The following is a 26,188-nucleotide window of genomic DNA, read 5'->3' on the forward strand; positions in this document are numbered from 1 at the left end:
CCACGCCACCCCTGCGCCCGCGGATTCACAAAGCTTTTGAAGAACGGAACAACCAATGAGTGAAGAAACCCTCTCAGACCGGGTTGAACAGATCGATCTGCAGACAGAAATGCAGCGGTCCTACTTGGACTACGCCATGGCGGTCATCGTCGGGCGTGCCCTCCCGGACGTGCGCGACGGCCTGAAACCCGTCCACCGCCGCGTCCTGTACGCCATGTTCGACGGCGGCTACCGCCCGGAGCGCTCCTTCAACAAGTGCGCCCGCGTGGTCGGCGAAGTCATGGGCCAGTACCACCCGCACGGTGACTCGGCCATCTACGACGCCCTCGTCCGCCTGATCCAGGACTGGACCATGCGCTACCCGCTGGCCCTGGGCCAGGGCAACTTCGGCTCCCCCGGCAACGACGGCGCAGCCGCACCGCGGTACACCGAAACCAAGATGGCCCCGCTGGCCATGGAAATGGTCCGCGACATCGACGAGGAAACCGTCGATTTCATGGACAACTACGACGGCCGCAACCAGGAACCCACCATCCTGCCCGCGCGCTTCCCGAACCTCCTGGTCAACGGTTCCTCCGGCATCGCCGTGGGTATGGCCACCAACATTCCCCCGCACAACCTGCGCGAGGTGGCCGACGGTGTCCAGTGGTACCTGGAGAACCCCGAGGCACCCAACGACGTCCTGCTTGAGGAACTGATCCGCCGCATCAAGGGCCCGGACTTCCCCACGGGCGCCACCATCCTGGGGCACAAGGGCATCGAAGACGCCTACCGCACCGGCCGCGGTTCCATCACCATGCGCGCCGTTGTCAACGTGGAGGAACTTCAGGGCCGCACCTGCCTGGTGGTCACCGAGCTGCCCTACCAGGCCAACCCGGACAACCTCGCGATCAAGATCGCCGAGCTGGTCAAGGACGGCAAGGTCTCCGGCATCGCCGACATGCGCGACGAGACCTCCGGCCGCACCGGCCAGCGCCTGGTGATCGTGCTCAAGCGCGACGCCGTGGCCAAGGTGGTGCTGAACAACCTTTACAAGCACACCCAGCTGCAGGAAAACTTCGGCGCCAACATGCTGGCGATCGTTGACGGCGTGCCCCGCACCCTGAGCCTGGACGCGTTCATCCGCCACTGGGTCACCCACCAGTTGGAAGTTATCGTCCGCCGCACCCGGTACCGGCTGCGCAAGGCCGAAGAAGTGGCGCACATCCTCATCGGCCTGCTCAAGGCCCTGGATGCCCTGGATGACGTCATTGCGCTGATCCGCCGCTCCACCACGGTCGAGGAGGCCCGCAACGGCCTCATGGGCCTGCTGGACATCGATGAACTGCAGGCCCAGGCCATCCTGGACATGCAGCTGCGCCGCCTGGCCGCCCTGGAACGCCAGAAAATCCAGGACCAGCACGCCAAGCTGCAGCTCGAAATCGCCGAATACAACTCCATCCTGGCTTCGGAAGCCCGCCAGCGGCAGATCGTCAGCGAAGAGCTGCGCGAAATCGCGGAGAAGTACGGCGACGACCGCCGCACCCACATCGTGATGGGCTACGACGGCGACATGAGCATGGAAGACCTGATTCCCGAAGAGGAAATGGTCGTCACCATCACCCGCGGCGGCTACGTCAAGCGCACCCGCAGCGACAACTACCGCCAGCAGGCCCGCGGCGGCAAGGGAATCAAGGGGGCGCAGCTGCGCGGCGACGACGTCGTCGAGCACTTCTTTGTCACCACCACCCACCACTGGCTGCTGTTCTTCACCAACCTGGGCCGGGTTTACCGCGCCAAGGCCTACGAACTGGCCGAAGCAGGCCGGGACGCCAAGGGCCAGCACGTGGCCAACCTGCTGGCCTTCCAGCCGGATGAGCACATTGCCCAGGTCCTGGACCTGCCCGGCTACGACGCCGCTCCCTACCTGGTGCTCGCCACCAAGCGCGGACTGGTGAAAAAGACCCGCCTGGAGGATTACGACACCAACCGGTCCGCCGGCGTCATCGCCATCAACCTGCGCGACGGCGACGAGCTGGTTTCAGCCCAGCTGGTCTCCGAAACCGATGACCTGATGCTGGTCTCCCGCAAGGGCCAGTCGCTGCGCTTCACCGCCACCGATGATGCGCTGCGCCCCATGGGCCGCGCCACCTCCGGTGTGACCGGCATGAAGTTCCGCGAAGACGATGAACTGCTGGCCGCCGACGTGGTCACTGAGGACTCCTACGTGTTCATTGTCACCGAGGGCGGCTACGCCAAGCGCACCGCGGTGGACGAATACCGTGTCCAGGGCCGCGGCGGACTGGGCATCAAGGTGGCCAAGTACGCAGAGGACCGGGGCCACCTGGTGGGGGCCATGATTGTCCAGGAAGAAGACGAAGTCCTGGTGGTCATGCAGGGCGGCAAGGTTGTCCGCTCCTCCGTGGCCGGGGTTCCGGCCAAGGGACGCGACACCATGGGTGTTATCTTCGCCAAGCCTGATAAGAACGACCGGATCATCGCGGTTGCCCGCAACTCCGAGCGTGACCTGGGCATCGATGAGACCGACGACGACGACGCTGCCGGGACGCCTGTTCCCGATGCCGGCGACGGCGGCCAGCCCGCGGACGGAGCGTCTGTAGGCACCGGTGCCGATGAAGTACCGTTGGCTACAGACACAACGGCTGAGCATGATGCACAGCCGACAGACGATGGAGGTAACGAGTGAGCTCGACCAACTCAAATCCCAGGTCGGCGTCGAGCACAGGACCCCGGGTGAAGACACCCGCACGCCCTGCCCAGCGCCCCGGAAGTGGTCAGAGCGCTCCTGCGAACCGGCCGCCGCTCGTGAAGCCCGCTCCCAAGGCCAAGGCCCGCAAGGCCCGCCTCCTGGTCAGCAAGATAGACCCGTGGTCGGTGCTCAAAATGTCCTTCCTCCTGTCCGTGGCACTGGGCGTGGTAACCGTGGTTGCCGCGATCGTGCTCTGGACTGTGCTGGACCTGACCGGCATCTTTGACCGCGTGAACACCATCCTCGGTGAGATTGCCGGCAGCGAATCCGGCGGCTTTGACCTGCGGGAGTTCGCGTCCCTGGGACAGGTGGTTTCCTTCGCGACCATCATCGCCGTGGTCAACGTCCTGCTCCTGACGGCCCTGTCCATGCTCGCCTCCGTGCTGTACAACATTGCCTCCACTCTGGTTGGCGGCATCGGCGTGACGCTGACGGACGACTAAAAAGCGGATTATTTACCGATTTCTGTCCGGCCGCTGCCCTCAAAAAGAGCCGGCCGGACAGAAATTTGGATTCCGATTTGGGATCCCGGCAGAGGTGGGGTAAAGTTTTATCTCGGCCCGAGAAGGTATCGGGGCGCATAGCTCAGGCGGTTAGAGCGCTTCGCTGATAACGAAGAGGTCCCAGGTTCAAGTCCTGGTGCGCCCACGGAACATCACTGAAAGGTGATGCGCCACCAAGCAAGGAGGCACTGTGAAAAAGTTGCTGGCAGTAGCTGTAGCGGCAGTTGCAGGAATCTTTGCGGTAAAAAAATGGCAGGAAACTGCCGCGGAGAAATCCGTTTGGAAGTCTTCAACCGACAAGGTTGACTGATTTCCTTTTGAATTAGTCTGGTTCCACCGCAGGTCAGGGTGGGTTATACTGGATGAGTTCACATTTCGGGGGCATGGCGCAATTGGTAGCGCACCTGCTTTGCAAGCAGGGGGTTCGGGGTTCGAGTCCCCGTGCCTCCACCGAAAGAAAGTCCCAGCCGATTGGCTGGGACTTTCTGCGTTAACCGGACCGCGTCAATGCCCGGAACCGCCCTCCGCACCGACCCCCGGAGCAGTGGCCGCCGGTGCCCCGCAGGTCCTCTATTGTTGCTCTGGTGACCGTTTTCCTCGCCGTGATCGGCGTTCTTGGTGTTTCAGCATCCGGCCCCATCATGGCAGCAACCGCCGCCCCGGCCCTGGCCATTGCGTTCTGGCGCAACGCACTGGGAGCGGTGGTGATGGGCGCTCCCGCTGTGCTGCGCAATCCCCGTGGATTCTCCCGGCTGAACCGGGCCGAGAGAAAATGGATCCTGATCGCCTCGATTGCCCTTGCCCTGCACTTCGCCTGCTTCATCACGGCCCTGAAGCTCACCTCGGTGGCCGCCGCAACGGCCCTGGTGTGCCTGCAGGCGGGCTGGATAGCCCTCTTCAACCTGTTCCGCGGCATCCCGGTGGCTCCGCGCGTCCTGGCCGGGCTGGGAGCCGCGCTGGTCGGCGTCGTTGTCATTACGGGATTCGACCTTGCCCTCTCCCGCGAAGCCCTGCTCGGGGATCTGCTTGCAGTGGCCGGCGGCGCACTGGCCGGGCTCTACACGATCGCCGGAGGCAAGGCCCGGGCCACCCTGAGCACCGGAACCTACACCTCCCTCTGCTACGGACTCTGTTCAGTGCTCCTGCTACTTCTCTGCGCAGTTTTCCGCCAGCCGGTGGTGTCCTTCGAGCCTGCCGCCTGGCTGGGAATTCTGGGCGTCACCGTGGTGGCGCAGCTGCTGGGCCACAGCGTCTTCAACCATTTGCTGGCCGTCATTTCACCGCTGGTGGTTTCCATGATCATTCTGCTGGAAATCCCCGGTGCGGCGATCCTGGCGGCCGTTTTTCTGCAGGAGCAGCTGCCCGCCGGCACGTACGGGGGACTGGCCCTGATCCTGGCGGGCCTCGCCGTCGTCGTCACCGGGCAGGGACGCCGTGCCGCCAAGACCGAGGCATTGCCGCCGGCACCTCCCGCCCTGGGCGGGGACATCGAAGCGTAGCCTTCCGTTCCATGCACAAAGGAGGGCCCCCGCAAAAGCGGGGGCCCTCCTTTGGTGTTGCTTTGGTGCTGGCTGGTTACTCGGCGGTCTTTTCCGTCGGCTTTTCAGCGTGTGCGCCGGACTTCTTGGCGGTGCCTGACGTCTTGGCAGCATCGGAGGCCTTGGAAGCGGCTTCCTTGCTGTGCTTGGCGGCTTCGGCAGCCTTCTCGCCGGAACGTGCTGCTGCGCGCTCAGCGGCTTCCTTGATGCTCGCCACGGTGTCCTTGGATTCCTGAACGGATTCCTTGCCGTTGGAGGCAGCCTTGGCGGCCGGAGTCTCAGGCTTGGGCGCTGTGGGAGCGGTTGCTGCGGCTGCCTTGGGTGCAGCAGGGGCAGCAGGCGCAGATGCAGCCGGCTGGGCCGAAGCGGGCTTCGGCTCCGGAACCTTGATGGTTTCGGGCTTCGCCGGCGCCGGGGTCTTCCAGGGGTCCTCAACCGGACGCGAAGCGCGCCACGCGGCAACACCTGCAGCCACGGCTGCTGCAAGGATGCCGAAGATCAGCCAGCCCTTGCCGCCGCCCTTCTGGTTCTTGCGGGCTTCCTTGGCGGCCTGAGCGGCTGCCTTCTGTGCCTTCTTCAGAGCCTTCTTGTTCCCGGTAACCTTGGCAACAGCCGTCTGCACCGGAACGGAAGCGGTGCCGAGCGTACGCGTCACCGTGGTGGAGGCATCGCCAATACGGGTGGAGAGGGTGGGAATGTAGTCGTCCACAACCTTGTCCCGGGCGCCGGTGATCACCGGAGTGGCGCGGTCCAGCGTGTGCTGGATACGGGGAGTGGCTTCATCCACCGCCTGGCTGATCTTCGGGCCAACCTTCTGCAGACCCTCCTGGATGCGGGGAGTAACCGTGGCTACTCCGGCAGCGACGCCGTCGCCGGCTCGCTTGATGCCTTCCTGGATCTTGGGCGAAGCGGTTTCAATGCCCTTTTCGATGCGGGGCACTGCCCAGTCACGCGCGGCCTCCACCTTCGGTGCTGCCCAGTCACGTGCCGTTTCTACGCCTGCAGTGACATTGGCTTCAAAGTCACGCGACATGCGGTCCTTCTTCTTCAAAACTACCTCCCGGGATAGTGACGGTTCATCCTTACACTACGTTGACTTGGCTGCTGCGGGCTATTGACGGGCTGGGCGGGGCGGACTTTTCACTGTGCGCTGAACCTGCCGAATTCCGCCCGCCAGCCGCGCCGCCATGGAAGAATGAAGCGTATGACTGCTATTCCTACCGCAATTGCGACCATCCACACGTCCATGGGCGACATCAAGGTCAACCTCTTCGGCAACCACGCGCCCAAGACGGTAAAGAACTTTGTTGGCCTGGCCACCGGCGAAATCGAGTGGACCGACCCGGCAACGGGAGAGAAGACCAGCCGGCCGCTGTACGACGGCACCATCTTCCACCGCATCATCAAGGACTTCATGATCCAGGGCGGCGATCCCCTGGGCCGCGGCACCGGCGGACCGGGCTACCAGTTCGACGACGAGATCAACCCGGACCTGGACTTCTCCACCCCGTACAAGCTGGCCATGGCCAACGCCGGTGTGCAGATGGGCCGCGGAACCAACGGATCCCAGTTCTTCATCACCTCCGTCCCCACCACCTGGCTGCAGGGCAAGCACACCATCTTCGGCGAGGTTGCCGATGAAGAGTCCCGTGCCCTGGTGGACCAGCTGAACGCCGTCGCCACCGACATGCGTGACAAGCCGGCCGAGGACGTCGTCATCAACAGCATCACCGTCGAACAGCTCTAAACCCCTTGACGATGCCCCGGCCGGATGACCCGGCCGGGGCCTTTCGTCCATCTGGCCTCATTTTCTTGGGAGTACCGCAATGTCATATGGAGTGCCTGCTGAAACTCCGGCCTCACAGGTCCCCGTCTGTCCGCGCCACCCCGACCGGGTCAGCTATATCCGCTGCCAGCGCTGCGGACGGCCCGCCTGCCCGGAATGCCAGCATGCAGCGGCCGTGGGAATCCAGTGCGTGGACTGTTTCCGGGAGACCCAGCGGAAGTCTCCGGCCTACCGGACGCCCTACGGCGGAAAGGTGGCCACGGGAAAGCCCGTAGTCACCATCACCCTGATGGTGATCTGCGCTGTGTTCTTCGTGGTCCAGTTCCTCTATCCGCCGTTCACCTACGCGCTCTGGTACGCCCCGGTGTACACCGGCATTGAGCCATGGCGCATGCTGACCTCAGCTTTCCTCCATTCCCCCGGCGGAATACTTCACATTGCCTTCAATCTGTATGCCCTGTGGTTCCTGGGCCAAGGGCTGGAACCACAGCTGGGCCGGCTCCGCTTTGCTCTGCTGTATCTGATTTCCGCACTGGGCGGATCGGTGGGTGTCCTGCTGCTTAATCCCATCGTCCAGCCCGTGGTTGGGGCCTCAGGGGCGATCTTCGGACTCTTCGGCGCCCTGCTGGTGGTGCTGCTCCAGCGGCGGGCCAGCGTCCGGTCGGTGCTGATCCTGCTGGCCATCAACTTTGCGCTGGGCTTTTTTGTCCCCAACATCGCCTGGCAGGCCCATCTGGGCGGACTGCTCACCGGTGTTGCCTGTGCGGCCGTGCTGGTCTTCGCGCCCAGAGGCAGGAACCGTTCGCTGGTGCAGTTCGCCGGTTTGGCGGCAATCGTGGTGTTCCTGTGTGTCTTTTCCGCAGTGCTGGCTGCGGCTAAGGGCCTGGTGTGAGGCTCTTCTGCCCCTCGCCGGGGGCCGTAAGCGGTGCCCTGAAACCCTGAGGTGTTATCCACAGGGATACCCACAGTGTTAATAACTTAGCGGGCCGGGATGCTGATGCTCCCGGCCCGCTTCGCTTGTCCGGGACGAAACCGGCGCCGCTTAAGGGGTTCCGGCCCGCCGGTGAAACATGCGGACGCCCGTCAGGGGAGTTCGCCCAATGTCCAGGCGAGCTGTCTCTCTGTCCTCCGCCGGAAGTTATCCACAGGATGGTACGCGCGCTGTGAACAGGTTATCCAGAGGCTAAACCAAGTTACACACATGTAATTCCACAGCTGTGGATAACTGTTGCTCCCGTGTTTCCGGTGTTTTTGCAAAGCGAGCCTGCAAAGTTACACACACCTGTGGATAACTCTGTGCACAGTGTGTGCACAACCTTGGCGTTGAGAGGAGGCCCCTCACATCACAGAGATGAGCCTGGGCGGGGGTACTAACGGAGAACTGTTCCGTCAGCGCCAGCGGGTGGTCATGAGGAAGCCAACGATAGCCACGCCGAAGCCGACGAGGATGTTGCCGGCGCCGAGCGCCGGAACCGGGTACTCACCCTGGGAAATGTAGAAGACGATGATCCACAGCAGACCGATGATCATCAGGCTGAACATGACCGGCTTGTACCAAACCGGATTGGGCTTTGGTGCCGAGGAAGCCTTGGGCGCGGGAGAGGCGGCGGCGGGCTTCTTGCGGGATTTCGATTCAGGCACGGATCCTCCTAGGAACCGGCTCTCGAGACGCCGGCATGTACGGTCATGGCGGGGCCACGGTGCAGTGGTGCCTTTCCGGACCCTGGCCCGGCTGTATCCTGACTGGGGGCTGCCACCGCACCTGGCTGTTTCCCTTGTACTCATCGTAGCGAATGGCGGGAGTCCTGCGTGTCGCCTGAGCAACAGCCGCAGACATAGGCTGCATAAAGAAAGGGGCCTCTTGGCTACCTCCCGAACGGCACCCCCTGCGCCCGCAGACCCCAAGGGCCGACGGCGCCGGCCCGCGCGCAGCCGCGGCCAGCTGGTCGTCCAGATCCTCGGTGAGCTGCTCATTACGCTCGGACTGCTTCTGGTGCTGTACGTGGCATGGGAACTCTGGTGGACCAATATCGACGCCAACCGCAAGCAGGACCAAGCCGTGGGACAGCTCTTCGAGCAGTTCGATGCGCCCGTGGCTCCTGCCCCCGAGGCCCCGGCAGGCCCTCCCGATTACGGAGACCCCGTTGTCCTGCCGGCCATCGAAACTGAAGGCCAGACCTTCGCCGTGGTCTACGTCCCCCGCTTCGGAGAGACCTATTCACGCCCCGTCACGAGCGGCGTGGGAACGTCCGTGCTGGATACCCTGGGGCTGGGACACTATCCCTCCACGGCCATGCCCGGAGAGGTGGGCAACTTCGCGCTGGCCGGACACCGGCAAACCCACGGGCAGGTCCTGGACGCCATTCATACCCTCGTCCCCGGGGATAAGATTTATGTGCAGACCAAGGACGGCTATTACACCTACGTCTACCGAAACAACCAGATAGTCCTGCCGGACCGTGTGGATGTTATTGCACCGGTGCCAACCGAACCGGCAGCTGTGCCGACGGAACGCTTCCTCACCCTCACCAGCTGCAATCCAAGGTTCGGTGCCCAGGAACGGATTATCGCCTACTCGGTGATGGAGTCATGGCAGCCGCTGTCTGCCGGGCCGCCGGCTGAAATCGCAGCTCAGGTTGCCCACAACGCGGAAGGTGCAGGCTAAAAATGTACGGATGGATTTTTAGAACTCTGCCGGGACCGCTCTGGGTCCGCATCCTCATTGCCCTGGCGCTGATCATCGGCGTGGTGCTCCTGCTGATGAATTACGTCTTCCCCTGGTTTTCCGAATTCAGCTTCCTCAGTCCCCTCACAGATTCCACGATTGGCGGTACCTAGAACCCATGAGCAGTATCCGAATCCTGGTGGTCGACAACTACGACAGCTTTGTCTACACACTGGTGGGCTACCTTCAGCAGCTTGGCGCTGAAACCACCGTGGTGCGCAACGACGACGTCACCTTGGCCGAGGCGATCGACCTGGCCGCCGCCCGTGACGGCGTACTGGTGTCTCCCGGCCCCGGGGCACCGGCTGAGGCAGGTGTCTGCATCGATCTGATCCGCTGGTGCGGAGAGAATAACAAGCCGATGCTGGGAATCTGCCTGGGGCACCAAGCCCTCGCCGAAGCTTACGGCGGAACCGTGACCCACGCACCGGAACTGATGCACGGCAAGACCTCCTGCGTGCACCACGGCGGAACGGACGTGTTCCAGGGATTGAAAAGCCCGGTCACGGCAACCCGCTACCACTCACTCGCAGCGGTGGCCGACACCATTCCCGCGGAACTCGAGGTCACTGCGCGGACCGAGAGCGGAATTATCATGGGCCTCCGGCATTCCGCAGCTCCCCTGTCCGGTGTCCAGTTTCACCCTGAGTCAGTGCTGACCGAAGGCGGATATCAGATGCTGGGGAACTGGCTGGAGGGGCTGGGCCTGGCCGGAGCCGCAGCGCATGCAGCAACCCTGAGCCCCTTGATGTCCACGGAGACGCAGTCCCTTCCGCGCTAGGAGCGGGCTAGTCGTCGTCCTTTTTCTTCTTTGCCGGTGACGTTGAGGGCGACGGGGCGGGCGTCGGCTCGGGGGAAGCACTGGTGCTCGGCGAAGGTGTTTCCGTAGGAACGGCAGGAGGGGCAGGAGCCTTGGCAACCGTCAGGGAGATGGTGCTGCCCTGCTCGGCATTCATTCCGCCGCCAATGCTTTGGTCCATCACGATGCCGGGCTCCACCAGGGCGCTTTCCACCTCATTCACCGTGGCGGTCAGCAGGTACTCAGGAGCTCCCAGCACGGCTTTCGCCGTGTCCACGGGCAGGCCCACAACATCCGGGACGGTGACGTTGCCGGTGGACAGCACCAAATCGACTGTGGTGCCTACCGGGACGGACTCTCCGGCGGCGGGGATGCTGTACAGAACCCGTCCGAGGGCAACCGTGGGGCTGTTGGCTACGTCAGTGCTTCCGCCCTCGAGCTTCAGGCGGCGCAGGGCATCGCGTGCTTCAGGTTCCGTCATGCCGGCGAGATTATCCGGAACGGTCACGGTGGCCGGTCCCTGCGAAACGTAGAGGATAACCTTCCGGTCCAGCGGGGTGTCCGTGCCGCCTTCGGGCTCCGTACCAATCGCCAGGCCCGGTTTCACCGTTTCACTGTATTGCGGCTCAACGGTTGGCGGACCGAACCCGGCGTTCAGGATGATGTTCAGTGCCTCGGTCTGCGTTTTTGACTGGACACTGGGCATGATGGCCGTGACGGGGGCAGTTTCCTTGGGGTTCATCAAGTTGTAGGCAAAGACAGCACCGGCACCGAACAGGAGAACCAGCACAATGACCAGGGTGGTGATCCAGGCGCGGCGGCGCGCCTTCTGATCCGGGTCCCGCTCTCCGGTGTTGCCGATGGCAAGAGCCACCGGAACGTCGTCGTCGTCCTCGTCGTGGTCCCGGCCCTCCGGGGACGGATGGGGCTGAGCATGTTCGGGCAGGATCCGCGCCATGGCACGGGTCCTGGGATCGTCCTCAATCCGGCTGACCTCGACGGCGGCGCGTTTGGGGGGCGACACCGTCAGCGCCTCCGTGGCTTCCGTGGGAGGGAACGGATCGGCGGCGGCTCCGCTTCGGGCACGCAGCAGCGCCTCCCGGAAGGCATGGGCATCCTGATAACGGTCGCCGCGGTCCTTGGCCAGTCCGCGTTCCAGAACGGCGTCAAGAGAGGCCGGGATCTCCGGATTGAAGCTGCTGGCCTTCGGCGGAGTTTCACGGACATGCTGGTACGCCACCGACACCGGGCTGTCACCGATGAACGGAGGCCGTCCCGCGAGCATTTCGAACAACAGGCACGCTGCTGAATAGAGGTCGCTGCGGGCATCCACGGTTTCGCCGCGTGCCTGTTCCGGAGAGAGATACTGCGCAGTGCCGATCACGGCCTGGGTCTGGGTCATGGTGGCCGCGGAATCAGCCATGGCACGGGCAATCCCAAAGTCCATGACCTTCACGCCGCCCTCGTCAGTGACCATGACGTTGGCGGGCTTGATGTCCCGGTGGACAATGCCTGAGCGGTGGCTGTATTCGAGCGCCGAAAGGACGCCCAGGGAGTAATCAACCGCCTTTTCGACGGTAATTTCCTTGGCTTTGACCAAGTCCCGCAGGGTGCGGCCGTGGACATACTCCATCACGATGAAAGGCAGGCGAACGTCCTCGGTGGAAGACCCGGGCGACTCCTGGTTGCCCGTGTCGTAAACGCTGACCACCGAGGGATGGTTCAACCCCGCAACAGCCTGGGCCTCACGCCGAAACCGCGACTGGAAAAGAGGGTCGCGGGCGAGATCGGGGCGCAGAACCTTGATGGCGACGGTACGGCCGAGCCTGAGGTCGCGGCCGAGATAGACGTCAGCCATCCCGCCGCGTCCAATCAGCTCGCCGATCTCATACCGGTCGTTGAGCACCCGTTCAGTATTCAGTGGAGGGTGTCCTTTGAGGAATTCTGCGCTCATAACCGCTTAACCGGCCGAAGGCACAATGTTGTTGGGCTGCTCCGGGACGGTGGCAGCGGTGGGTTCTGACTGTGCTGTGGGTACCTGTGTTGGTGTGGGGGCGGGCTCAGCCGGGGCGGTCTGCTGTGGTCCTGCAGAGGTGAAGTAGGTGACGGTGGAGCCCTGGGGCACAGGCGCGCCCTCGGACGGATTGACAGCCACCACGGTTCCCGCAGGCAGGTCGGAAGGTCGGGTTCCGCCGTTGACCGGCACCAGCCCGGCGGCGCTGATCTGCTGGTCCGCTGCGCTGCTGGCCTGCCCGGTGAGACCGCCGGGGACGTTGGTCGTGGACGGGGCGGAGGAGGTGGACGGCTCCGGCGAGGGAGACGCGGGCGCGGTGTAGTAGCTGACCGTGACGCGGTCCCCGCGGGAGAGCACGCCTACGGGATCAACGTCAAAAACCTGTCCCTCGGGATCGTCCGCGGATTCCACCGGGTTTCCGGTGACGGACAACCCCAGAGTGCTCAGCAGGGACTGGGCCTGGGCGAAAGGAAGACCGATGAAATCGGCAGGGTCGACGGTGATTTCGTCGGCATCCTCAGAAGGAGTCGGACTGGGGCTCGCGCTCCGTGAAGGCGTTGCACTGGGGCTTGCCTGAGTGGTGGAGGCGGTCGGGGCAGGAGCGGGGTCCTTCTTGTCATCACCGCTCAGCAGGAAGGCCGCAAGTCCGGCACCGATCAACAGTACAAGCAGGGCAATGAGGGGAAGGGTCCACGGGCTGCGGCGCTTGGCCGTTGCCGTGGCATCGCCGTCGTCGACGGTGCCGTCGCTGCCGGCACCGTCCACGTCGTCGACTTCTTCGTCCGTCCATTCCCGGGACGCTGCCAGTTCGCCGGTGGCAGCGCTGTCCGCACCCACAGCTGCTCCGGCAACGGTGGGAAGCGCCGAGGTGGAGGGGGACGTGTTCACCACGCGGGTCGCAGAGGTGCCTGCCGTGGGGACAGGCTGGGTCACGGCGTCGGTGACGGCTGTGGCGCCGCCGCCTCCGAACAGCAGCATTCCGGGAACCGCAGCCTCTGCAGCGGTAATGTCTCCGCGGCGGATGGCGGCAACCGCCCGGGCCAGTGCCTCGGCGTCCGCCGGGCGGTCCGCCGGATCCTTGGCCAGCATGGACATGACCAGGGCGCGGACCGGCAGCGGAATGGTCTCAGGCAGCGGCGGAGGGGTGTCATTGACCTGGGCCAGGGCAATGGCGATCTGGGATTCGCCGGAGAAGGGTCGGGTTCCCGCCAACAGCTCGTAACCGATGACACCAAGCGCGTAGATGTCACTGGAACCGGTGGCCTGCTGGCCGGTGGCCTGCTCGGGAGCCAGATACTGGGCCGTACCCATGACCTGGCCGGTGGCCGTCAGCGGCACCTGGTCGGCGAGCCGGGCAATGCCGAAGTCAGTGATTTTGACCCTGCCGTCCGGCAGGATGAGCAGGTTTCCGGGCTTGACGTCCCGGTGGACCAGTCCCTGCTTATGGGCAGCGGCCAGCGCAGTGGCAGTCTGCCCGATGATGGAGAGCGTGCGGTCCGGCGTAAGGCTCTTGTCCCGTTCGATGATGGAGGACAGCGGAAGTCCGGGGACCAGTTCCATGACCAGGTAGGCAGACCCCTCCTCTTCGCCGTAATCGAAGACATTGGCGATGCCTTCGTGGTTCAGCAGTGCCGTATGGCGAGCCTCGGCCCGGAACCTGTTGAGGAATCCGGGGTCGCCGGTGTACTCCTCCTTGAGGATCTTAATGGCAACAATTCGGCCCAGGACAAGGTCCCGTGCCTTCCAGACTTCGCCCATACCGCCGATGGCAATACGGTCGGTGAGCTGGAATCTGCCGCCTAAGGTGATACCCGATGAAGGCCTCACTTATTCAACACCGCCTCTAGGAGTTTCTGCGCGCTTGGAGTGGTCAATTGGGCACCGGTAGTCAGGTCCACGTCTTCCATGACGACGGAGATCACCACTTCGGGGTCATCAGCCGGAGCGAAGCCCGTGAACCAGGCATTGTCGCCCCGGTCCTGAACCTCGGCGGTTCCGGTTTTCCCGGCCACCTTCACGCCGGGAATCTGCGCCGCGGAGGCGGTGCCGTTGTCCACGACACCCACCATCCAATCGGTGAGCTGGCGTGCCGTGTCCGGGCTGATGGAGGTATTCAGGACGTCGGGTTCCGGTTCGTCGATAATCGACAGGTCGGCTGCCCGGACGTTCCGAATCAGGTTGGGGGTCATCTGGACGCCGTTGTTGGCAATGGCCGACGTCATCATGGCGATTTCCAGCGGAGTGGCCGTGACGCTGTACTGGCCGATAGCGGCCTGCGCCAGCTGGGCCTGGTCCATCTCGGTGGGGAAGCCGCTGGCCACCACCCGGTCGATGCCGCGTTCCGGAAGATGAAGGGGAGTGTTCCAGCCGAACTTTTCCGCCTGGGTGACAATCGCCTTCTCCCCGAGCTTCCAGGCAATCTGGGCAAACACGGTGTTGCAGGACTGCTCCAGGGCGAAGCCGATGGTGGCCTGGGAGCGGACGCCGCAGTTTCCGTTGGTGTAGTTCGGCAGGGAGATGTTGGTTCCCGGCAGGGGAAGCTCATTGGGATTGTCAATCTGGGAATCCGCGTCGTATTCCCCGGATTCCAGGGCGGCCGCGGCATCGACCAGCTTGAATACGGAGCCCGGGGCCAGCAGCGACTGCGTGGCGGCATTCGTATACGGGGAGAGCCCGTCCACCGTCAGCAGTTCCTGCATGTTCTGCTCCACCACGGCCGTGTCATGCCCGGCCAGGAGGTTGGTGTCATAACTGGGCTTGGAAACCATAGCCAGGATGTTGCCGGTCTTGGGTTCCATCATGACAATGGAACCCTTCTGGCCGTCCGGGATGAAGTCATATGCCATTTGCTGCAGGTCAGGGTCGATGGTCAGCTCAACCGATGCCCCCTGGGGCTGGTTGCCGGACACAAGCTGGACCAGGCGGTCGAGGAACTGCTGGTCGCTGGTACCGGTGAGCTCATCATTCATGACGCTTTCCAGCTGGGTCACTCCGCTGACGAGCGAGAAATACCCGGTGAGCTGGGAGTAGAGCTCCGGCTGGTGGTAGACCCGCTGGAAGTTGAACTGGTCTCCCGAGGGCACGGATTCGGCGATGGGCACTCCGTCCACAAGGATGGAGCCCCGGTTCCGGCCGAAGTCCTGGTAAATGGTGCGGTTATTGTTCGGGTTGGTGCTCAGGTCCTCCGCCGCAAAGAACTGGACGTAGGTCAGCGAACCGAGAATGAGGATGAACATGGACAAGGCCACAATCCAGCTGTTTCGAATGGCTTGATTCATGAGCCTCGTACCTCCTCTTCCCTAAGTGTGCGTTTGGGGGCCGTCCCCGCTGTGGATTCCGGCAGCGCCGGAACCATGGGACCCGTCATCGGGCCCATGGCTGCCGGACGCCGGGCGGCTTCGGAGATCAGCAGCAGCAGCGCAACAATGATCCAGTTGGCCAGCAGCGATGACCCGCCGGCGGACATAAACGGCGTGGTCAGCCCCGTCAGCGGGATCAGGCGGGTCACCCCGCCGATCACCACGAAACACTGCAGCGCAATGGTGAAGGACAATCCGCAGGCCAGCAGCTTTCCGAACCCGTCACGGGTGCCCAGAGCCGCGCGGAAACCGCGGGAAACCAGCAGGACGTACATCAGCACGATCGCGAAGATTCCGATGAGTCCGAGTTCTTCACCCAGGGCAGCAATGATCATGTCGGAGTTGGCATAGGTGACGAGGTCCGGCCTGCCCTGCCCGAGGCCAGTGCCTGCCAGGCCGCCGCTGGCGAGCCCGAACAGCCCCTGGACCACCTGCCAGCTGCCGCCCTGACGATCGATGACCTCCGGGTCGAACGCATTGAGCCAGCCGTCGATCCGCAGCGCAACATGGCTGAACAGCTGCATGGCCGCCAAGCCGCCGGCGGCCAGCAGAGCAACCCCGATCAGGACCCAGCTGACCCGGCTCGTGGCCACGTAGATCATGGCCATGAACAGGCCGAAGAACAGGATTGAGGAGCCGAGGTCCCGTTGGAAGACCAGCACGCCGATGCTGACGATCCAGGCGGCCATCATGGGCCCAAGGTCCTTGAGCCGGGGAAGCTGCAGGGGGCCCACTTTGCGCCCGGCCAACAGGATGAGGTCGCGGTTGGTGGAGAGATACCCCGCAAAGAATATAGCCAGGGTGATCTTGGCGATTTCGCCGGGCTGGAACGTTCCGATGCCCGGCACCTCGATCCAGATCCGTGCACCGTTGAGTTCCAAGCCGAGCGGTGTCAGGGGCAGCAGCAGCAGGATGCCACTGACGATGAGTGAAATATAGGTGTAACGGCGCAGGATCCGGTGATCCTTGATGAGGAAGAGGACGGCGATGGCTGCTGCTACCGCAACGGCGCTCCACAGCAGCTGCCGGTCGGCCGCGTCTGTGCCCTCGGCGATGTCCAGACGGTGGATCATGGCCAGGCCAATGCCGTTGAGAGCGGTCACGATAGGAAGTATTACCGGATCGGCATATTTCGCGCGGAAACGGAGAATGATGTGGAAGACCAGGACCAGCCCCACCAGTGTTGCACCCTGGGTCCAGAAGTCCGAGTCGAACGCCCGGTCCTGGTCCAGGCCAACCACCATATTGGCGCCGATGCCCACAAGCAGGGCAAGCAGGAGCAGCGCAGCCTCAACGTTGCGGCGGGATTTGGGCGGGGTCAGTACATCGGACATTACTTCTGTCCTCCACAGTTTTCCGGATCAGCGGCGGGTAGGGCGGCGGCTGACGGAGTGGCAGAGGCCGAGGGCTGGGGTGCGGCACTGCCGGAAGGCGCGGGGACCGGACTGGGCGTGGCCTGAACCGGCGTCGCCGGTGCGGCAGGAACGCAGCTGCTGCTGCTCGTGCGCGCTGTTCCCCTGAGGTCTTCGACGATTTGCTCGGCGTGCAGCAGGTCCTTGGCCGGAATGGTGCCTTCTACCCGGTTGCGCTGGTACTCCGGGAGGCTGTCGACGGGAATATCGGTGGTTTCGGTGACAGAAGAAAGCCGAATGGGCCCAAGTGACTGGGACACCCCGTTGTAGATGGCGACGTTATTGTCACTTGAGCCGACGTAGTAGCGGGTCTGGGTCCAGGTGTAGCCCACCCATAGGACTGCGGCCAGCAGAACCGTCATCAGCGCCAGGAAGGCGGGAACCAGCCAGCGGCGACGCTGCGCAGGCTCCGTCTGCGCAGGCGCCTCGATCTCGGGTGTGGCCTTATGCGTGAGCAGGCGCGCTGAACGGCGTTCCGCAGAGCGCTTGGTAACGATGGGAATCTGCCCGGTTTCGGTGGCCAGGGAGGCTGCACCGACCAGCACATGCGGACGCTGGGAAAGGTCCTGGCGGATCAGTTCGGCCCGGGCCGGTTCGTCGTCGCCGCCGGTATCAGGGTCCGCAGGCTGGGAAGAGCTGAGCGGAGCAGCAGTTTCACTGACGCGGGAGGGGGCAGCGGCACTGCCGATGATGGGAACGCGTGCGGTGTCAGCCTCCGCGGGGAGCACTGAGTCATCCTGCGCCTCGGCGATCTCCAGGACGACTACCGTCACGTTGTCAGGCGATCCGCCGGAAAGAGTCAGTTCAACCAGGATGTCCACGCAGCGCTGAATGTCCCTGGTGCTCCTGAGCACGCTTTCGATGTCCGAGTCCCGGAGCACTGCGGTAAGACCGTCCGAACAGAGCAGCCACCTCTCGCCCGGTTCTACCTGAAAAGTTGCCAGATCCAGTTCGGGGCTCGCGTCGACATCTCCGAGGACCCGCATGAGGACGTTCTTGTGCGGATGGACTTCGGCTTCTTCGGGGCGCAGCCGGCCCTCATCGATCAGGCGCTGCACGAACGTGTGGTCAATGCTGATTTGCTCAAAGACCCCGTTCTTCAGCCGGTAGGCGCGGGAATCGCCGATATGGGCCAAAGCAAAAGTGGAATCATGCAGCAGCAGGGCCGTGACGGTGGTTCCCATGCCGGACAGCTGGGGGCTGGTAGTGACCAACTCGGAAAGCAGCGAATTCGCTGCCTGGATCTCATCCGCGAGAACGGTGAGCGCTTCGCCGTCGTGATCTTCACGGTCCAGGTGAACCAGATCCAGCACAGTGGAGGCGGAGGCGACGTTGCCGCCGGCATGACCTCCCATGCCGTCGGCAACCACGGCCAGGTAGCGGCCGACATAGGCCGAGTCGTCATTCTTCAGACGAACCATGCCTACGTCGGACCGTGCAGCGTAGTTGAGAACCAGAGCCACGGCTAAGGCCTCAACTCAAGGACCGTCTTGCCGATGCGGATGGGAACACCGGGCTCCACCGGCAGGGCGCGCGTCAGCTGGCTGCCGCCGAGGAAGGTGCCGTTGGTGGAACCAAGGTCCTCGATGAACCAGCGGCTGCCTTGGGGGAACAGGCGGGCGTGGCGTCCGGAGGCATAATCGTCTTCCAGCACGAGGGTTGCTTCCTGGGCGCGGCCGAGCAGGATGGGGCTGGAAGCCAGCTCCAAGGTGGTGCCGCGCAGGGGGCCTTCGGTGACGACAACCTGGCGGGCAGCAACTCGGGCGGGCGCCGGAGCCTGCTTTTCCAGTTCGGGGTTCTTTCGGATCTGCCGGGCGGTGGGAGTTCCGGTGCGGTTGCGGCTGCCAACCACCAGGTCACGGCGGATAGCGCCGACAACGCTGATAACCATCAGCCAGAGCAGAAGCAGGAACCCGTACCGGAGCAGGGTCACAATCAATTCACCTTCCATTAGCGCCCCCCGGAACGTGCGGGAAGGAGCCGGAAGGTGATGCGGGTGCGACCCATGGCAATAGTTGAGCCATCCGTAAGATCTGCTTCCCCTTGTACTCTCTGGCCGTTGACGAAGCTTCCGTTCGTGGAACCGAGGTCGATGGCGCGGCTGACACCGTTTTCGGTGCGGATTTCAAGATGCCGGCGGGACACGCCGGTGTCATCTACGAGGATATCGGCCTCGGAGGACCGTCCCAGCACAACGGCAGGAGCATTCAGTGAATACCGCTGCCCGTCAATGTCCAGGACAGGCTGCATGCGTGCCGGTCCCTGTCGGGGCGTGGGAGGTGCTGCCTGACGCGCCGAAGGTGCCGGAGCTCCGGCCTTTTCCGTGGCCGAGTCCACTTCAAGCACCCCGGCTTTCAGCGCGGAGTCGCGGGTAAAGGAGACCCGCACGGGCCCCTGCAGGGTGTAGGACTGGCTTCGCGCATGCTTGATAACGACGTCGCACAGTTCTTCCGCCAGCGGGGCACCCCATTCCTGGGCACGTTTAAAGTCAGAGTCGGACAGTCGGGCCGTGAAGACGTTGGGGGCAAGAGTGCGGCCCTGTCCCACAGTGAAACAGCGCTCGTCCAGTTCCCGCCGCAGTGCGATGGCAAGTTCAAGGGGTTCAACCCGCCCGGAGGAGCCCGTAGAGAAGGCACCCCGCACAACTTTTTCGATTCCGCGTTCAACGTTATCGAGTAAGCCCATGATCGCCTCCCTCCCTAGGATTCTGTCCGGATTCTCCGGCGGCAGCGTGTGGCCCTGTGTGCCGCGCACCAGGGCAGGCCAAAGATATACAGGTCCACTTCGATAGTACTGTCCCCTCCCGATAAAGTGCCTAACGGCCGCACGGCGTTGCCCACTGGCGGATCTCTCCCGCGCCGGCCTCTCCCGGGGGTCCCAACATCGGGCAGGGATCCCCCGGATGGGGAGAAAATCCTTGTCAGGACGCGGATTTTGGGGCTCCTGTTGCCCCGTTTAGGTGTTTGGGCAAAATGTGGGTATGCTTGATTCTGCTGTTCCCGAGGAATCGAGACGCAAACGGTCGTGAGACTGAACGCACACTTTTCCGCGGGAAACCATTTAGCGCGAGTGGCGGAACGGCAGACGCGCTGGCTTCAGGTGCCAGTGTCCGAAAGGGCGTGGGGGTTCAAATCCCCCCTCGCGCACAAAAAGAATCACCCCGGTTGAATAAACCGGGGTGATTTTTTTATGTCCTGACTACTATCCGGGCGGCGTTGGGGAATCCGGGCGTTCCGGGAAAACCCGGACGCTGCGGACGGACCGGGTTTTCCCAAAGCAACCGGAAAAGCCCTCAGCGGCCGGAAACCGGAACGACGGGGGACTCCGCCTTAACTGCAGCAGGCCCGCCGGTGACCGGCGGGCCTGCTGCAGTTGGGAGAAGTGCGGTTAAGCCTGCTTGTTGGCCTGCTGCTCCGCCTGTGCCGCCTTCCGCGCCTTCTTGGCGTCGGCTTCCTTCACGCGCTTGGCTTCCTCGCGGACAGCGGCAAAGCTGGCCCGCTCTTCAACGAGCCAGGCCGGCGGTGCGGCCAGCAGTTCGGTGATCTGCGCGGTGGTCAGGGCGTCCGTAATTCCTGAACGGGTCAGGCCGCTGATGGAGATGTTGAGCTTCTGGGCCACCACGGGGCGCGGGTGGGGACCGTTGCGGCGCAGTTCAACAAGCCATTCGGGAGGGTTGGCCTGAAGTTCGTCGAACTGGGCGCGGGAAATGGGCCCGTCCTGGAACTCCTGCGGCGCTGCGGGCAGATAAATGCCCAGTTTCTTGGCTGCCGTGGCAGGTTTCATGGATTGGGATTTCTCGGAAGTCATCTTCCAAGGATATCCGGCACGGGCAACCGAGCGGGCGTCGTGTGATGTGGGGGAGGGTCCGAATGCGAATTGGTGAGGAGTGCGCTGGGCTAATCTGAAAAGGTGCCAACAGACTTCTCCCCCCGCCAGACCCGTGCAGCTCGTCCGCTGACCCTGGGTTATGTTCCCGGAGTGACGCCCGGAAAGTGGATCGGCCGGTGGACGGAGCGGAAGGACCGCGAGGTCCACGCCTATCAGTGCGGTGAAGACGCCGTCTGGGATGACCTGCGCGCCGGCCGGGCGGACCTGGTGTTTGTGCGCCTTCCGGAGGAAGGGTTCATCCGGCCCGGGGACCTGAGCGTTATTCCCCTCTATGAGGAACGCCCCGTGGTGGCCGCGGCCAAGGATTCCGCCGTTGCGGCCTTTGATGAGCTGGATGTGTCGGATCTCGCCGGCGAGAACCTGCTGGAGTTAAAGGACATGGGGGGCACCGACGTCGGAATGGAAGTGGTGGCCTCGGGTGCGGGCCTGCTGATCCTCCCGATGTCCGTGGCCAAGCTGTATTCACGGCGCGACGTCGTTTCCCGCCCGCTGACCGGGGTCCCGGCTACCCGCATTGCGGTGGCTTGGCTGGAAGGGTCCGAAGACGAGGGCATTGAGGAGTTTGTGGGCATTGTGCGTGGACGCACTGCCAACAGTTCCCGGCAGCCCTCGGTGCAGGCCGAGCAAAAAACCACGGCCCGGCAGCGGACCAAGGAACGCCAGAGCAGGAGCGGAGAAAAGCCCGGTGCTGCGGGCAGGTCCGGCGGACGCGGCGGCGCCAAGGGCGGTTCCGGCGCCAAGGGGACCTCGGGCACTAAAGGCGCCTCAGGAAAGGCAGGCCCGGGCAGCAAGGGAACCGGCAAGAGCGGTAAGCCCCGCCGGAGCCGTTAAAGTTCGGATCGGCGGACGCATCGGGCGGACAACGCGGTAGCCTTTCGCGCATGCGCGTAAAAATGAGCAGCATCCATGTGACGAATCCGGCGGCGGCCTTTGACTTTTACACCGGCACGCTGGGCTTTGAACCACTGATGGTGATGCGCGAGTACAACCTGTTTGTTGTCCAGGCGCCCGGGATTCCGGACGGACCCGGATTGCTGCTGGAGCCCAGCGACAATCCCGTGGCCGAGGCCTACCGCAGCGGAGTCTATGACCTCGGCCTGCCCGCCGTCGTACTGGGAGTGGACGACGTTGAAGCTGAAATGGAGCGGCTCAGCGCCCTCGGCGTCCGTTTTACCGGTCCGCCGGAAACCGACGCGATGGGCACCCGTGCGGTGTTCGACGACGGCTGCGGCAACTACATCCAGCTGCACCAGGACTGAGATCCGGTCCGGGGCCAAGCGCCGGACCGATTGAACCGCCGTTACCGTTCGCCCAGGCGCGGCCGCAGCCGGGTTTCCTCCACGTCCAGCAGGCGCTGGGCATCGGCGAGGGTGCGGGAGGGGAAACGTCCCTCCCGGCGGGCCAGCAGCAGCGCTTCCCGCTCGGCGTCGACGACGGCGCGCCGCAGCTCGCGGTACTGCAGCTGGGGAGTGGCCGAGGTGCCGATACCGAGCGCCTTGACCCGCTCCCAGGCCAGTTCGCTGCGCAGGAAGGTGCTTTGGCGCACGCGTTCCACTACGTCCGGGTCCACATCCACATCCGAGTTCAGGCAGACGGCGGGATTTTCCAGAACCATCAGGCCCGCATCGCTGATCTGGTCCAGCAGGGTGGCCAAATCCCGCTGGTCCTCAGCGGCGTTGCGTCCGCGGACACCCAGCATCTTGATGAGCCAGGGCAGGGTTCCGCCCTGCAGGAGAAGAGTCACCACTGCCACCGTGAAAGCGATCAGGACGAGCTGTTCCCGGTAGGGGGTTGATTCCGGCAGGGACTGCGCCGCAGCCAGCGTCACCACACCGCGCATGCCCGACCAGCCAATGACAACGCCCCCGCGCCAGTCCAGGCCCTCGCTGCGGAGCTGGGCGATGTCCGCCCGCCTCCGCCGGTAGATTTCCTCCCCGCGGTGGTGCCGGCGCCGGGTGCGCTCGTCGGACAGTCCCTGCGCCTTCAGGCTGTCCAGCGCCGCCCGGAACCGGGTGGTCCGCCGTTCCTGATGTTCCACCTTCGCCCGCAGGAGCATGATCAGCGGGCCCATCCATACGAAGCGGATCGCAATCAGCAGGGCAGTGACGCCCAGTCCGATCATCACGGATTCGCGCACCGTCAGCAGTTCGGGGTCAATGTTCTCCACCAAGTAGCGGATTTCCAGCCCCATGAGCAGGAACACGCCGTTTTCCAGCAGGAACTGGATAGTGCGCCAGTTGACGCTGTCATTAATCCGCGCCTGCGCGCTGAAGGCGGAGCCTGCGCGGTGACCTGTGTAGAGGCCGGCAACCACCACGGCCAGGACGCCGGAGGCGCCCAGCTCTTCTGCCGGGATGAAGGCCACGAACGGCACCACAAGAGAAATAGCAGTGTCCAAAACGGGGTCATGGAGTTTGGAGCGAAGGTAGACCGTGGCGAACCCGACCAGCAGGCCGACGGCGACGGCGCACACCACGGCGAAGCCGAAGTCCGCCACGCCGTCCCAGATGCTTGCCAGTCCGCCGGCACTGGCGGCGATGGCGGAGCGCAGCAGCACCAGGGCCGTGGCGTCGTTGACCAGGCCCTCGCCTTCCAGCACCGTCACCAGGCGCGGCGGCAAGCCCAGTTTTTTACCGATGGAGGTGGCGGCAACGGCGTCGGGCGGGCTCACCACGGCGCCCAGGGCGATGGCGGCGGCGAGGTTCAGGTCCGGCAGCAGGATGTAAAGCAGCAGGCCGGTGGCGAATGCTGAGGCCAGAACCAGGAACACGGAAAGACTGGAAATGGCTCCGAGGTTGCGGCGGAAGTCCACAACGGGCACGTTCACCGCAGCTGCGTAGAGGAGCGGTGGCAGCACACCCATGAGGATCACTTCATGCGGAACGGTGAACGTCGGCAAGCCGGGGACGTAGGACAGGCCGAGCCCCACCACCACCAGAATCAGGGGCGCGGCAATGCCGAGCCTCTTGGAAAAGGCGGCGACGGTGACGATAACAGCCACGCCGATGACAGCAAACAGGGCTAGTTCCACAGACACCATTATCGTTCACAGCGGTGAACGGTTCGAAACTCGCCGCGGCGGGTCAGCTCTAAGCGGACGCCCACTGGCTCAGTGTCATAAAGGCGTCGTAGACCACTCCGTAGATGGCGTATACCGTGACCGGCACCATCAGCGCCCATTCCCGCCAGGAACCGGCAGCGCCGATCAGCGGAAGGGACATGCTGCCGCTGCTGCGCCAGAGCTTGTTCACCACGGGCATGCCCGCCAGAGACCGGGGACGCTTGATCCGCAGCGGCCACAGGATCATGACCCCCTGATGGGTCAGCAGGTCCCCCAGGATGTGTACGGCCACGCCAAGACCGACGGCGACGGGCAGCCAGTCGTTGTTTTCCGGCGCGTAGACGGCAATGAAAGCGGACAGGGCCAGGGCCAGCAGCCAGCTGCGGCCGGGTCCGCCCGCGATCTTCAGCGCCTTCAAGGCGAATCCCATGAGCAGCACTGACAGCACACCGGCCCCGACGGCGACGGACCCGAAGACGGGGACCACCGTGGTGACCTTTCCCAGGGCGGTGGACAGTGCCACAAAGACCGCCAGGCCCAGCAGCGAGTGGGTTCCGCGGCGGTGCCCTCCGCTGATTTGCTCCGTTATCCGGGCCAGGATCTTGGTGATGGGAGGCAGTGAATGGGCGATGGTTCCGCTGTGGTGGTCCAGATCCGGCAGCAGCGCAGCTCCGGCGGTCAGCAGCGCGCCGGTGACCACGCCCAGCGGGGTTACCGGATACCAGCCAAGGGCGTGCGGTGCGGTTGAAGCAACAGCTATCCAGGCTGCGGCGCCTGATGCTGCGTGATGACCACCCATCATGGTGCGTGGGGTCCTTCCCTAGGGCGGTGGAGCACACCGAAAAATTTCGTAACTTCTCATGTTTTCATGTGCCTCTGACACTGCGGACACGACGACGGCGGGGCACCCGCGAAGGTGCCCCGCCGTCGTCGTGTGCTGGTTAGGCCAGCTAGGCCAGCGAAGCCAAACCGAAGGCCGCTGCCGCCAGGGCGAAGCCCATGACACCGATCAGCGTTTCCAGCACGGTCCACGTTTTCAGGGTGGTTTTGACGTCCATGCCCATGAAACGGCCCACCAGCCAGAAACCGGAGTCATTCACGTGGCTGACCACCACTGAACCGGCGGCGACAGCCACCACCATGGCGGCAATCTGCACCGTGTTGTACCCCGACTCCAGTACCCCGGGAGCGATCAGGGCCGCCGCCGTGGTCAGTGCAACGGTTGCCGACCCCTGGGCGATGCGCAGGATGGCGGCGATCAGGAAGCCGGCCAGGATTAGGGGAACGCCCAGATCGCTGAGCACGTCGCCGAGGGCGTCGCCGATTCCCGAGGTGCGCAGGACGCCGCCGAACATGCCGCCGGCGCCGGTGATCAGGATGACCGAACATACCGGGCCCAGGGCGGACTCCAGGACTTTCTCGATGGCAGTCTTGGACTCTCCGCGCCGGGTGCCCAGAACCACCGCAGCCACGAGCAGGGAGATCAGCAGCGCCACCGGTGTTTCACCCAGGGTGCGCAGCAGGGCATACCAGGGTTGTGCGGCGGCCTGCTCGGAAACGACGCCGGCCGAAGAGAGCGTGTTCAGTCCGGTGTTCAGGAAGATGAGGACCAGGGGCAGCAGCAGGACGCAAACGACGGTGCCGAACTTCGGCGGGTTCTTTACGTCGTCTTCATTCATTTCGCCCAGGATGGCCGGAACCGGCAGCACAAAGCGTTTTCCGGTCCAGAGGCCAAACAGGTAGGACGTGACGTACCAGGTGGGCAGGGCAATGATGAGGCCCAGGATCAGGACCACGCCGATGTTGGCTTCAAAGAACCCGGAAGCGGTGACCGGGCCCGGATGCGGCGGAACAAAGACGTGCATGACCGAGAAGGCACCCGCGGCGGGAAGGCCGTAACGAAGCACGCCCCCGCCGAGCCTCCGGGCCACGGAGAAGACCACCGGAAGCATGACCACGAGGCCGGCGTCAAAGAAGATGGGGAAGCCGAAGATCAGGGAGGCCACGCCGAGGGCGAAGGGAGCACGTTTTTCACCGAAGACCCGGATGAGGGTTTCAGCCAGCACCTTGGCGCCGCCGCTGGTTTCCACCAGGCGGCCGAGCATGGCGCCCAGACCCACGAGCAGGGCGACCGTTGCCAGCGTGTTGCCGAAGCTGGTGGTCAGCACGGTCACCACGCTGGCGGTGGGAATGCCTGTGGCGAAAGCGGTCAGCAGGCTGACCAGGATCAGCGAGACAAACGCGTGCAGGCGCAGTTTCAGGATCAGGAACAGCAGCAGCGCAATGGCTCCTGCCGCGATCAGGAGGAGGGGACCCGCACCAAGGGTTTGGGACCAGCCTTCAATTGTCATGGG

The 26,188-nt window shown here is 64.2% G+C and carries 24 protein-coding genes and 3 tRNA genes; 14 read left to right on the forward strand and 13 right to left on the reverse strand.

The features are described from left to right. The first annotated feature begins 55 nt into the window (after positions 1–55). From gyrA to AC4D2Q_RS05280, 6 genes are all read left to right on the forward strand, one after another. Positions 56–2,686, forward strand: a complete 2,631-nt coding sequence (gyrA, locus tag AC4D2Q_RS05255; protein WP_490945530.1) for a DNA gyrase subunit A — start codon at positions 56–58, stop codon at positions 2,684–2,686. Further along, positions 2,683–3,192 (forward strand): DUF3566 domain-containing protein, encoded by a 510-nt coding sequence (locus AC4D2Q_RS05260; RefSeq protein WP_490945531.1) that lies wholly within the window; start codon positions 2,683–2,685, stop codon positions 3,190–3,192. Before gyrA ends, AC4D2Q_RS05260 begins: the two co-directional genes overlap by 4 nt. 131 nt (positions 3,193–3,323) lie before the next feature. Beyond that, a tRNA-Ile gene (locus AC4D2Q_RS05265) sits at positions 3,324–3,397 on the forward strand. 45 nt (positions 3,398–3,442) lie between these two features. After that, positions 3,443–3,562 (forward strand): DLW-39 family protein, encoded by a 120-nt coding sequence (locus AC4D2Q_RS05270; RefSeq protein ID WP_490945532.1) that lies wholly within the window; start codon positions 3,443–3,445, stop codon positions 3,560–3,562. Positions 3,563–3,629: 67 nt separating this feature from the next. Continuing rightward, a tRNA-Ala gene (locus AC4D2Q_RS05275) sits at positions 3,630–3,702 on the forward strand. Between the two features lie 134 nt (positions 3,703–3,836). Next, positions 3,837–4,751 carry a DMT family transporter gene (locus AC4D2Q_RS05280; RefSeq protein WP_490945533.1) on the forward strand — a complete coding sequence of 305 codons (915 nt, stop codon included), beginning with the start codon at positions 3,837–3,839 and terminating at the stop codon, positions 4,749–4,751. 76 nt (positions 4,752–4,827) lie between these two features. Here AC4D2Q_RS05280 and AC4D2Q_RS05285 read toward each other — a convergent pair whose 3' ends face one another. Continuing rightward, on the reverse strand, positions 4,828–5,823 hold the full coding sequence (locus tag AC4D2Q_RS05285) for a hypothetical protein (protein ID WP_490945534.1): 996 nt from the start codon (positions 5,821–5,823) through the stop codon (positions 4,828–4,830). Between the two features lie 171 nt (positions 5,824–5,994). Here AC4D2Q_RS05285 and AC4D2Q_RS05290 point away from each other — a divergent pair, with 171 nt between their 5' ends. Together AC4D2Q_RS05290 and AC4D2Q_RS05295 are read left to right on the forward strand one after the other, a co-directional pair. Continuing rightward, positions 5,995–6,537, forward strand: a complete 543-nt coding sequence (locus AC4D2Q_RS05290; RefSeq protein WP_400930145.1) for a peptidylprolyl isomerase — start codon at positions 5,995–5,997, stop codon at positions 6,535–6,537. Positions 6,538–6,616: 79 nt separating this feature from the next. Then, a complete protein-coding gene (locus AC4D2Q_RS05295) occupies positions 6,617–7,468 on the forward strand; it encodes a rhomboid family intramembrane serine protease (protein ID WP_490945535.1) in 852 nt (283 codons plus the stop codon). Positions 7,469–7,965: 497 nt separating this feature from the next. Here the strand turns inward: AC4D2Q_RS05295 and AC4D2Q_RS05300 are convergent, their stop codons facing one another. Next, complete coding sequence (locus AC4D2Q_RS05300) at positions 7,966–8,217, reverse strand: cell division protein CrgA (protein ID WP_400930139.1); 252 nt, start codon at positions 8,215–8,217, stop codon at positions 7,966–7,968. A gap of 220 nt (positions 8,218–8,437) precedes the next feature. Between AC4D2Q_RS05300 and AC4D2Q_RS05305 the strand changes: the two genes are divergently transcribed. Genes AC4D2Q_RS05305 through AC4D2Q_RS05315 form a run of 3 tightly spaced genes read left to right on the forward strand, consistent with a single transcriptional unit; the run spans position 8,438 to position 10,082 of the window. Then, entirely contained in the window at positions 8,438–9,241 is an 804-nt protein-coding gene (locus tag AC4D2Q_RS05305; RefSeq protein ID WP_490945536.1) for a class E sortase, read from the forward strand. 2 nt (positions 9,242–9,243) lie between these two features. Then, entirely contained in the window at positions 9,244–9,414 is a 171-nt protein-coding gene (locus AC4D2Q_RS05310; RefSeq protein WP_490927777.1) for a hypothetical protein, read from the forward strand. A 5-nt stretch (positions 9,415–9,419) separates the two neighbouring features. Next, a complete protein-coding gene (locus AC4D2Q_RS05315; RefSeq protein ID WP_490945537.1) occupies positions 9,420–10,082 on the forward strand; it encodes an aminodeoxychorismate/anthranilate synthase component II in 663 nt (220 codons plus the stop codon). 7 nt (positions 10,083–10,089) lie between these two features. Here the strand turns inward: AC4D2Q_RS05315 and pknB are convergent, their stop codons facing one another. From pknB to AC4D2Q_RS05350, 7 genes are read right to left on the reverse strand one after another with little or no spacing between them, the layout of a single operon-like run. Beyond that, complete coding sequence (pknB, locus tag AC4D2Q_RS05320) at positions 10,090–12,054, reverse strand: Stk1 family PASTA domain-containing Ser/Thr kinase (RefSeq protein ID WP_490945538.1); 1,965 nt, start codon at positions 12,052–12,054, stop codon at positions 10,090–10,092. Between the two features lie 6 nt (positions 12,055–12,060). Beyond that, positions 12,061–13,941 (reverse strand): protein kinase domain-containing protein, encoded by a 1,881-nt coding sequence (locus tag AC4D2Q_RS05325; RefSeq protein ID WP_490945539.1) that lies wholly within the window; start codon positions 13,939–13,941, stop codon positions 12,061–12,063. Beyond that, positions 13,938–15,392 carry a peptidoglycan D,D-transpeptidase FtsI family protein gene (locus AC4D2Q_RS05330; RefSeq protein ID WP_490945540.1) on the reverse strand — a complete coding sequence of 485 codons (1,455 nt, stop codon included), beginning with the start codon at positions 15,390–15,392 and terminating at the stop codon, positions 13,938–13,940. The genes AC4D2Q_RS05325 and AC4D2Q_RS05330 overlap by 4 nt, the downstream gene beginning before the upstream one ends. Continuing rightward, positions 15,389–16,807 (reverse strand): FtsW/RodA/SpoVE family cell cycle protein, encoded by a 1,419-nt coding sequence (locus tag AC4D2Q_RS05335; protein ID WP_490945541.1) that lies wholly within the window; start codon positions 16,805–16,807, stop codon positions 15,389–15,391. The genes AC4D2Q_RS05330 and AC4D2Q_RS05335 overlap by 4 nt, the downstream gene beginning before the upstream one ends. Beyond that, complete coding sequence (locus tag AC4D2Q_RS05340; RefSeq protein WP_490945712.1) at positions 16,807–18,306, reverse strand: PP2C family protein-serine/threonine phosphatase; 1,500 nt, start codon at positions 18,304–18,306, stop codon at positions 16,807–16,809. Before AC4D2Q_RS05340 ends, AC4D2Q_RS05335 begins: the two co-directional genes overlap by 1 nt. Positions 18,307–18,350: 44 nt before the next feature. Beyond that, positions 18,351–18,836, reverse strand: a complete 486-nt coding sequence (locus tag AC4D2Q_RS05345) for an FHA domain-containing protein FhaB/FipA (protein WP_400930112.1) — start codon at positions 18,834–18,836, stop codon at positions 18,351–18,353. Next, positions 18,836–19,570 carry an FHA domain-containing protein gene (locus AC4D2Q_RS05350; RefSeq protein WP_490927771.1) on the reverse strand — a complete coding sequence of 245 codons (735 nt, stop codon included), beginning with the start codon at positions 19,568–19,570 and terminating at the stop codon, positions 18,836–18,838. Before AC4D2Q_RS05350 ends, AC4D2Q_RS05345 begins: the two co-directional genes overlap by 1 nt. Positions 19,571–19,948: 378 nt before the next feature. Here AC4D2Q_RS05350 and AC4D2Q_RS05355 point away from each other — a divergent pair. Next, positions 19,949–20,031, forward strand: a tRNA-Leu gene (locus tag AC4D2Q_RS05355). Between the two features lie 241 nt (positions 20,032–20,272). On the opposite strand, the gene AC4D2Q_RS05360 is transcribed toward AC4D2Q_RS05355, so the two are convergent. After that, on the reverse strand, positions 20,273–20,692 hold the full coding sequence (locus tag AC4D2Q_RS05360) for a DUF5997 family protein (protein ID WP_400930106.1): 420 nt from the start codon (positions 20,690–20,692) through the stop codon (positions 20,273–20,275). 102 nt (positions 20,693–20,794) lie between these two features. On the opposite strand from AC4D2Q_RS05360, the gene AC4D2Q_RS05365 reads away from it, so the two are divergent. Then, a complete protein-coding gene (locus AC4D2Q_RS05365) occupies positions 20,795–21,604 on the forward strand; it encodes a LysR family transcriptional regulator substrate-binding protein (RefSeq protein WP_490945542.1) in 810 nt (269 codons plus the stop codon). Positions 21,605–21,654: 50 nt separating this feature from the next. Continuing rightward, complete coding sequence (locus AC4D2Q_RS05370) at positions 21,655–22,032, forward strand: VOC family protein (RefSeq protein WP_490927768.1); 378 nt, start codon at positions 21,655–21,657, stop codon at positions 22,030–22,032. Between the two features lie 41 nt (positions 22,033–22,073). Here the strand turns inward: AC4D2Q_RS05370 and AC4D2Q_RS05375 are convergent, their stop codons facing one another. From AC4D2Q_RS05375 to AC4D2Q_RS05385, 3 genes are all read right to left on the reverse strand, one after another. Beyond that, positions 22,074–23,813: a cation:proton antiporter gene (locus tag AC4D2Q_RS05375; protein WP_490945543.1), complete on the reverse strand. Its 1,740-nt coding sequence runs from the start codon at positions 23,811–23,813 to the stop codon at positions 22,074–22,076. 49 nt (positions 23,814–23,862) lie between these two features. Beyond that, entirely contained in the window at positions 23,863–24,636 is a 774-nt protein-coding gene (locus AC4D2Q_RS05380; protein ID WP_490945544.1) for a metal-dependent hydrolase, read from the reverse strand. Positions 24,637–24,784: 148 nt separating this feature from the next. Next, on the reverse strand, positions 24,785–26,185 hold the full coding sequence (locus tag AC4D2Q_RS05385) for a GntP family permease (protein ID WP_490945545.1): 1,401 nt from the start codon (positions 26,183–26,185) through the stop codon (positions 24,785–24,787). Positions 26,186–26,188 lie beyond the last annotated feature (3 nt).

The sequence above is a fragment of the Arthrobacter sp. TJ-178 genome (assembly GCF_058269275.1).

Excerpts from the sequence above, each read along its gene's own strand:
- AC4D2Q_RS05375 (WP_490945543.1), bottom strand. The coding sequence starts at position 23,813 with ATGGTGTCTGTGGAACTAGCCCTGTTTGCTGTCATCGGCGTGGCTGTT.
- AC4D2Q_RS05340 (WP_490945712.1), bottom strand. The coding sequence starts at position 18,306 with ATGGTTCGTCTGAAGAATGACGACTCGGCCTATGTCGGCCGCTACCTG.
- AC4D2Q_RS05295 (WP_490945535.1), top strand. The coding sequence starts at position 6,617 with ATGTCATATGGAGTGCCTGCTGAAACTCCGGCCTCACAGGTCCCCGTC.
- AC4D2Q_RS05385 (WP_490945545.1), bottom strand. The coding sequence starts at position 26,185 with ATGACAATTGAAGGCTGGTCCCAAACCCTTGGTGCGGGTCCCCTCCTC.
- AC4D2Q_RS05345 (WP_400930112.1), bottom strand. The coding sequence starts at position 18,836 with ATGGAAGGTGAATTGATTGTGACCCTGCTCCGGTACGGGTTCCTGCTT.
- AC4D2Q_RS05380 (WP_490945544.1), bottom strand. The coding sequence starts at position 24,636 with ATGATGGGTGGTCATCACGCAGCATCAGGCGCCGCAGCCTGGATAGCT.
- pknB (WP_490945538.1), bottom strand. The coding sequence starts at position 12,054 with ATGAGCGCAGAATTCCTCAAAGGACACCCTCCACTGAATACTGAACGG.
- AC4D2Q_RS05330 (WP_490945540.1), bottom strand. The coding sequence starts at position 15,392 with ATGAATCAAGCCATTCGAAACAGCTGGATTGTGGCCTTGTCCATGTTC.
- AC4D2Q_RS05315 (WP_490945537.1), top strand. The coding sequence starts at position 9,420 with ATGAGCAGTATCCGAATCCTGGTGGTCGACAACTACGACAGCTTTGTC.
- AC4D2Q_RS05360 (WP_400930106.1), bottom strand. The coding sequence starts at position 20,692 with ATGACTTCCGAGAAATCCCAATCCATGAAACCTGCCACGGCAGCCAAG.
- AC4D2Q_RS05310 (WP_490927777.1), top strand. The coding sequence starts at position 9,244 with ATGTACGGATGGATTTTTAGAACTCTGCCGGGACCGCTCTGGGTCCGC.
- AC4D2Q_RS05290 (WP_400930145.1), top strand. The coding sequence starts at position 5,995 with ATGACTGCTATTCCTACCGCAATTGCGACCATCCACACGTCCATGGGC.
- gyrA (WP_490945530.1), top strand. The coding sequence starts at position 56 with ATGAGTGAAGAAACCCTCTCAGACCGGGTTGAACAGATCGATCTGCAG.
- AC4D2Q_RS05370 (WP_490927768.1), top strand. The coding sequence starts at position 21,655 with ATGCGCGTAAAAATGAGCAGCATCCATGTGACGAATCCGGCGGCGGCC.
- AC4D2Q_RS05285 (WP_490945534.1), bottom strand. The coding sequence starts at position 5,823 with ATGTCGCGTGACTTTGAAGCCAATGTCACTGCAGGCGTAGAAACGGCA.
- AC4D2Q_RS05335 (WP_490945541.1), bottom strand. The coding sequence starts at position 16,807 with ATGTCCGATGTACTGACCCCGCCCAAATCCCGCCGCAACGTTGAGGCT.
- AC4D2Q_RS05350 (WP_490927771.1), bottom strand. The coding sequence starts at position 19,570 with ATGGGCTTACTCGATAACGTTGAACGCGGAATCGAAAAAGTTGTGCGG.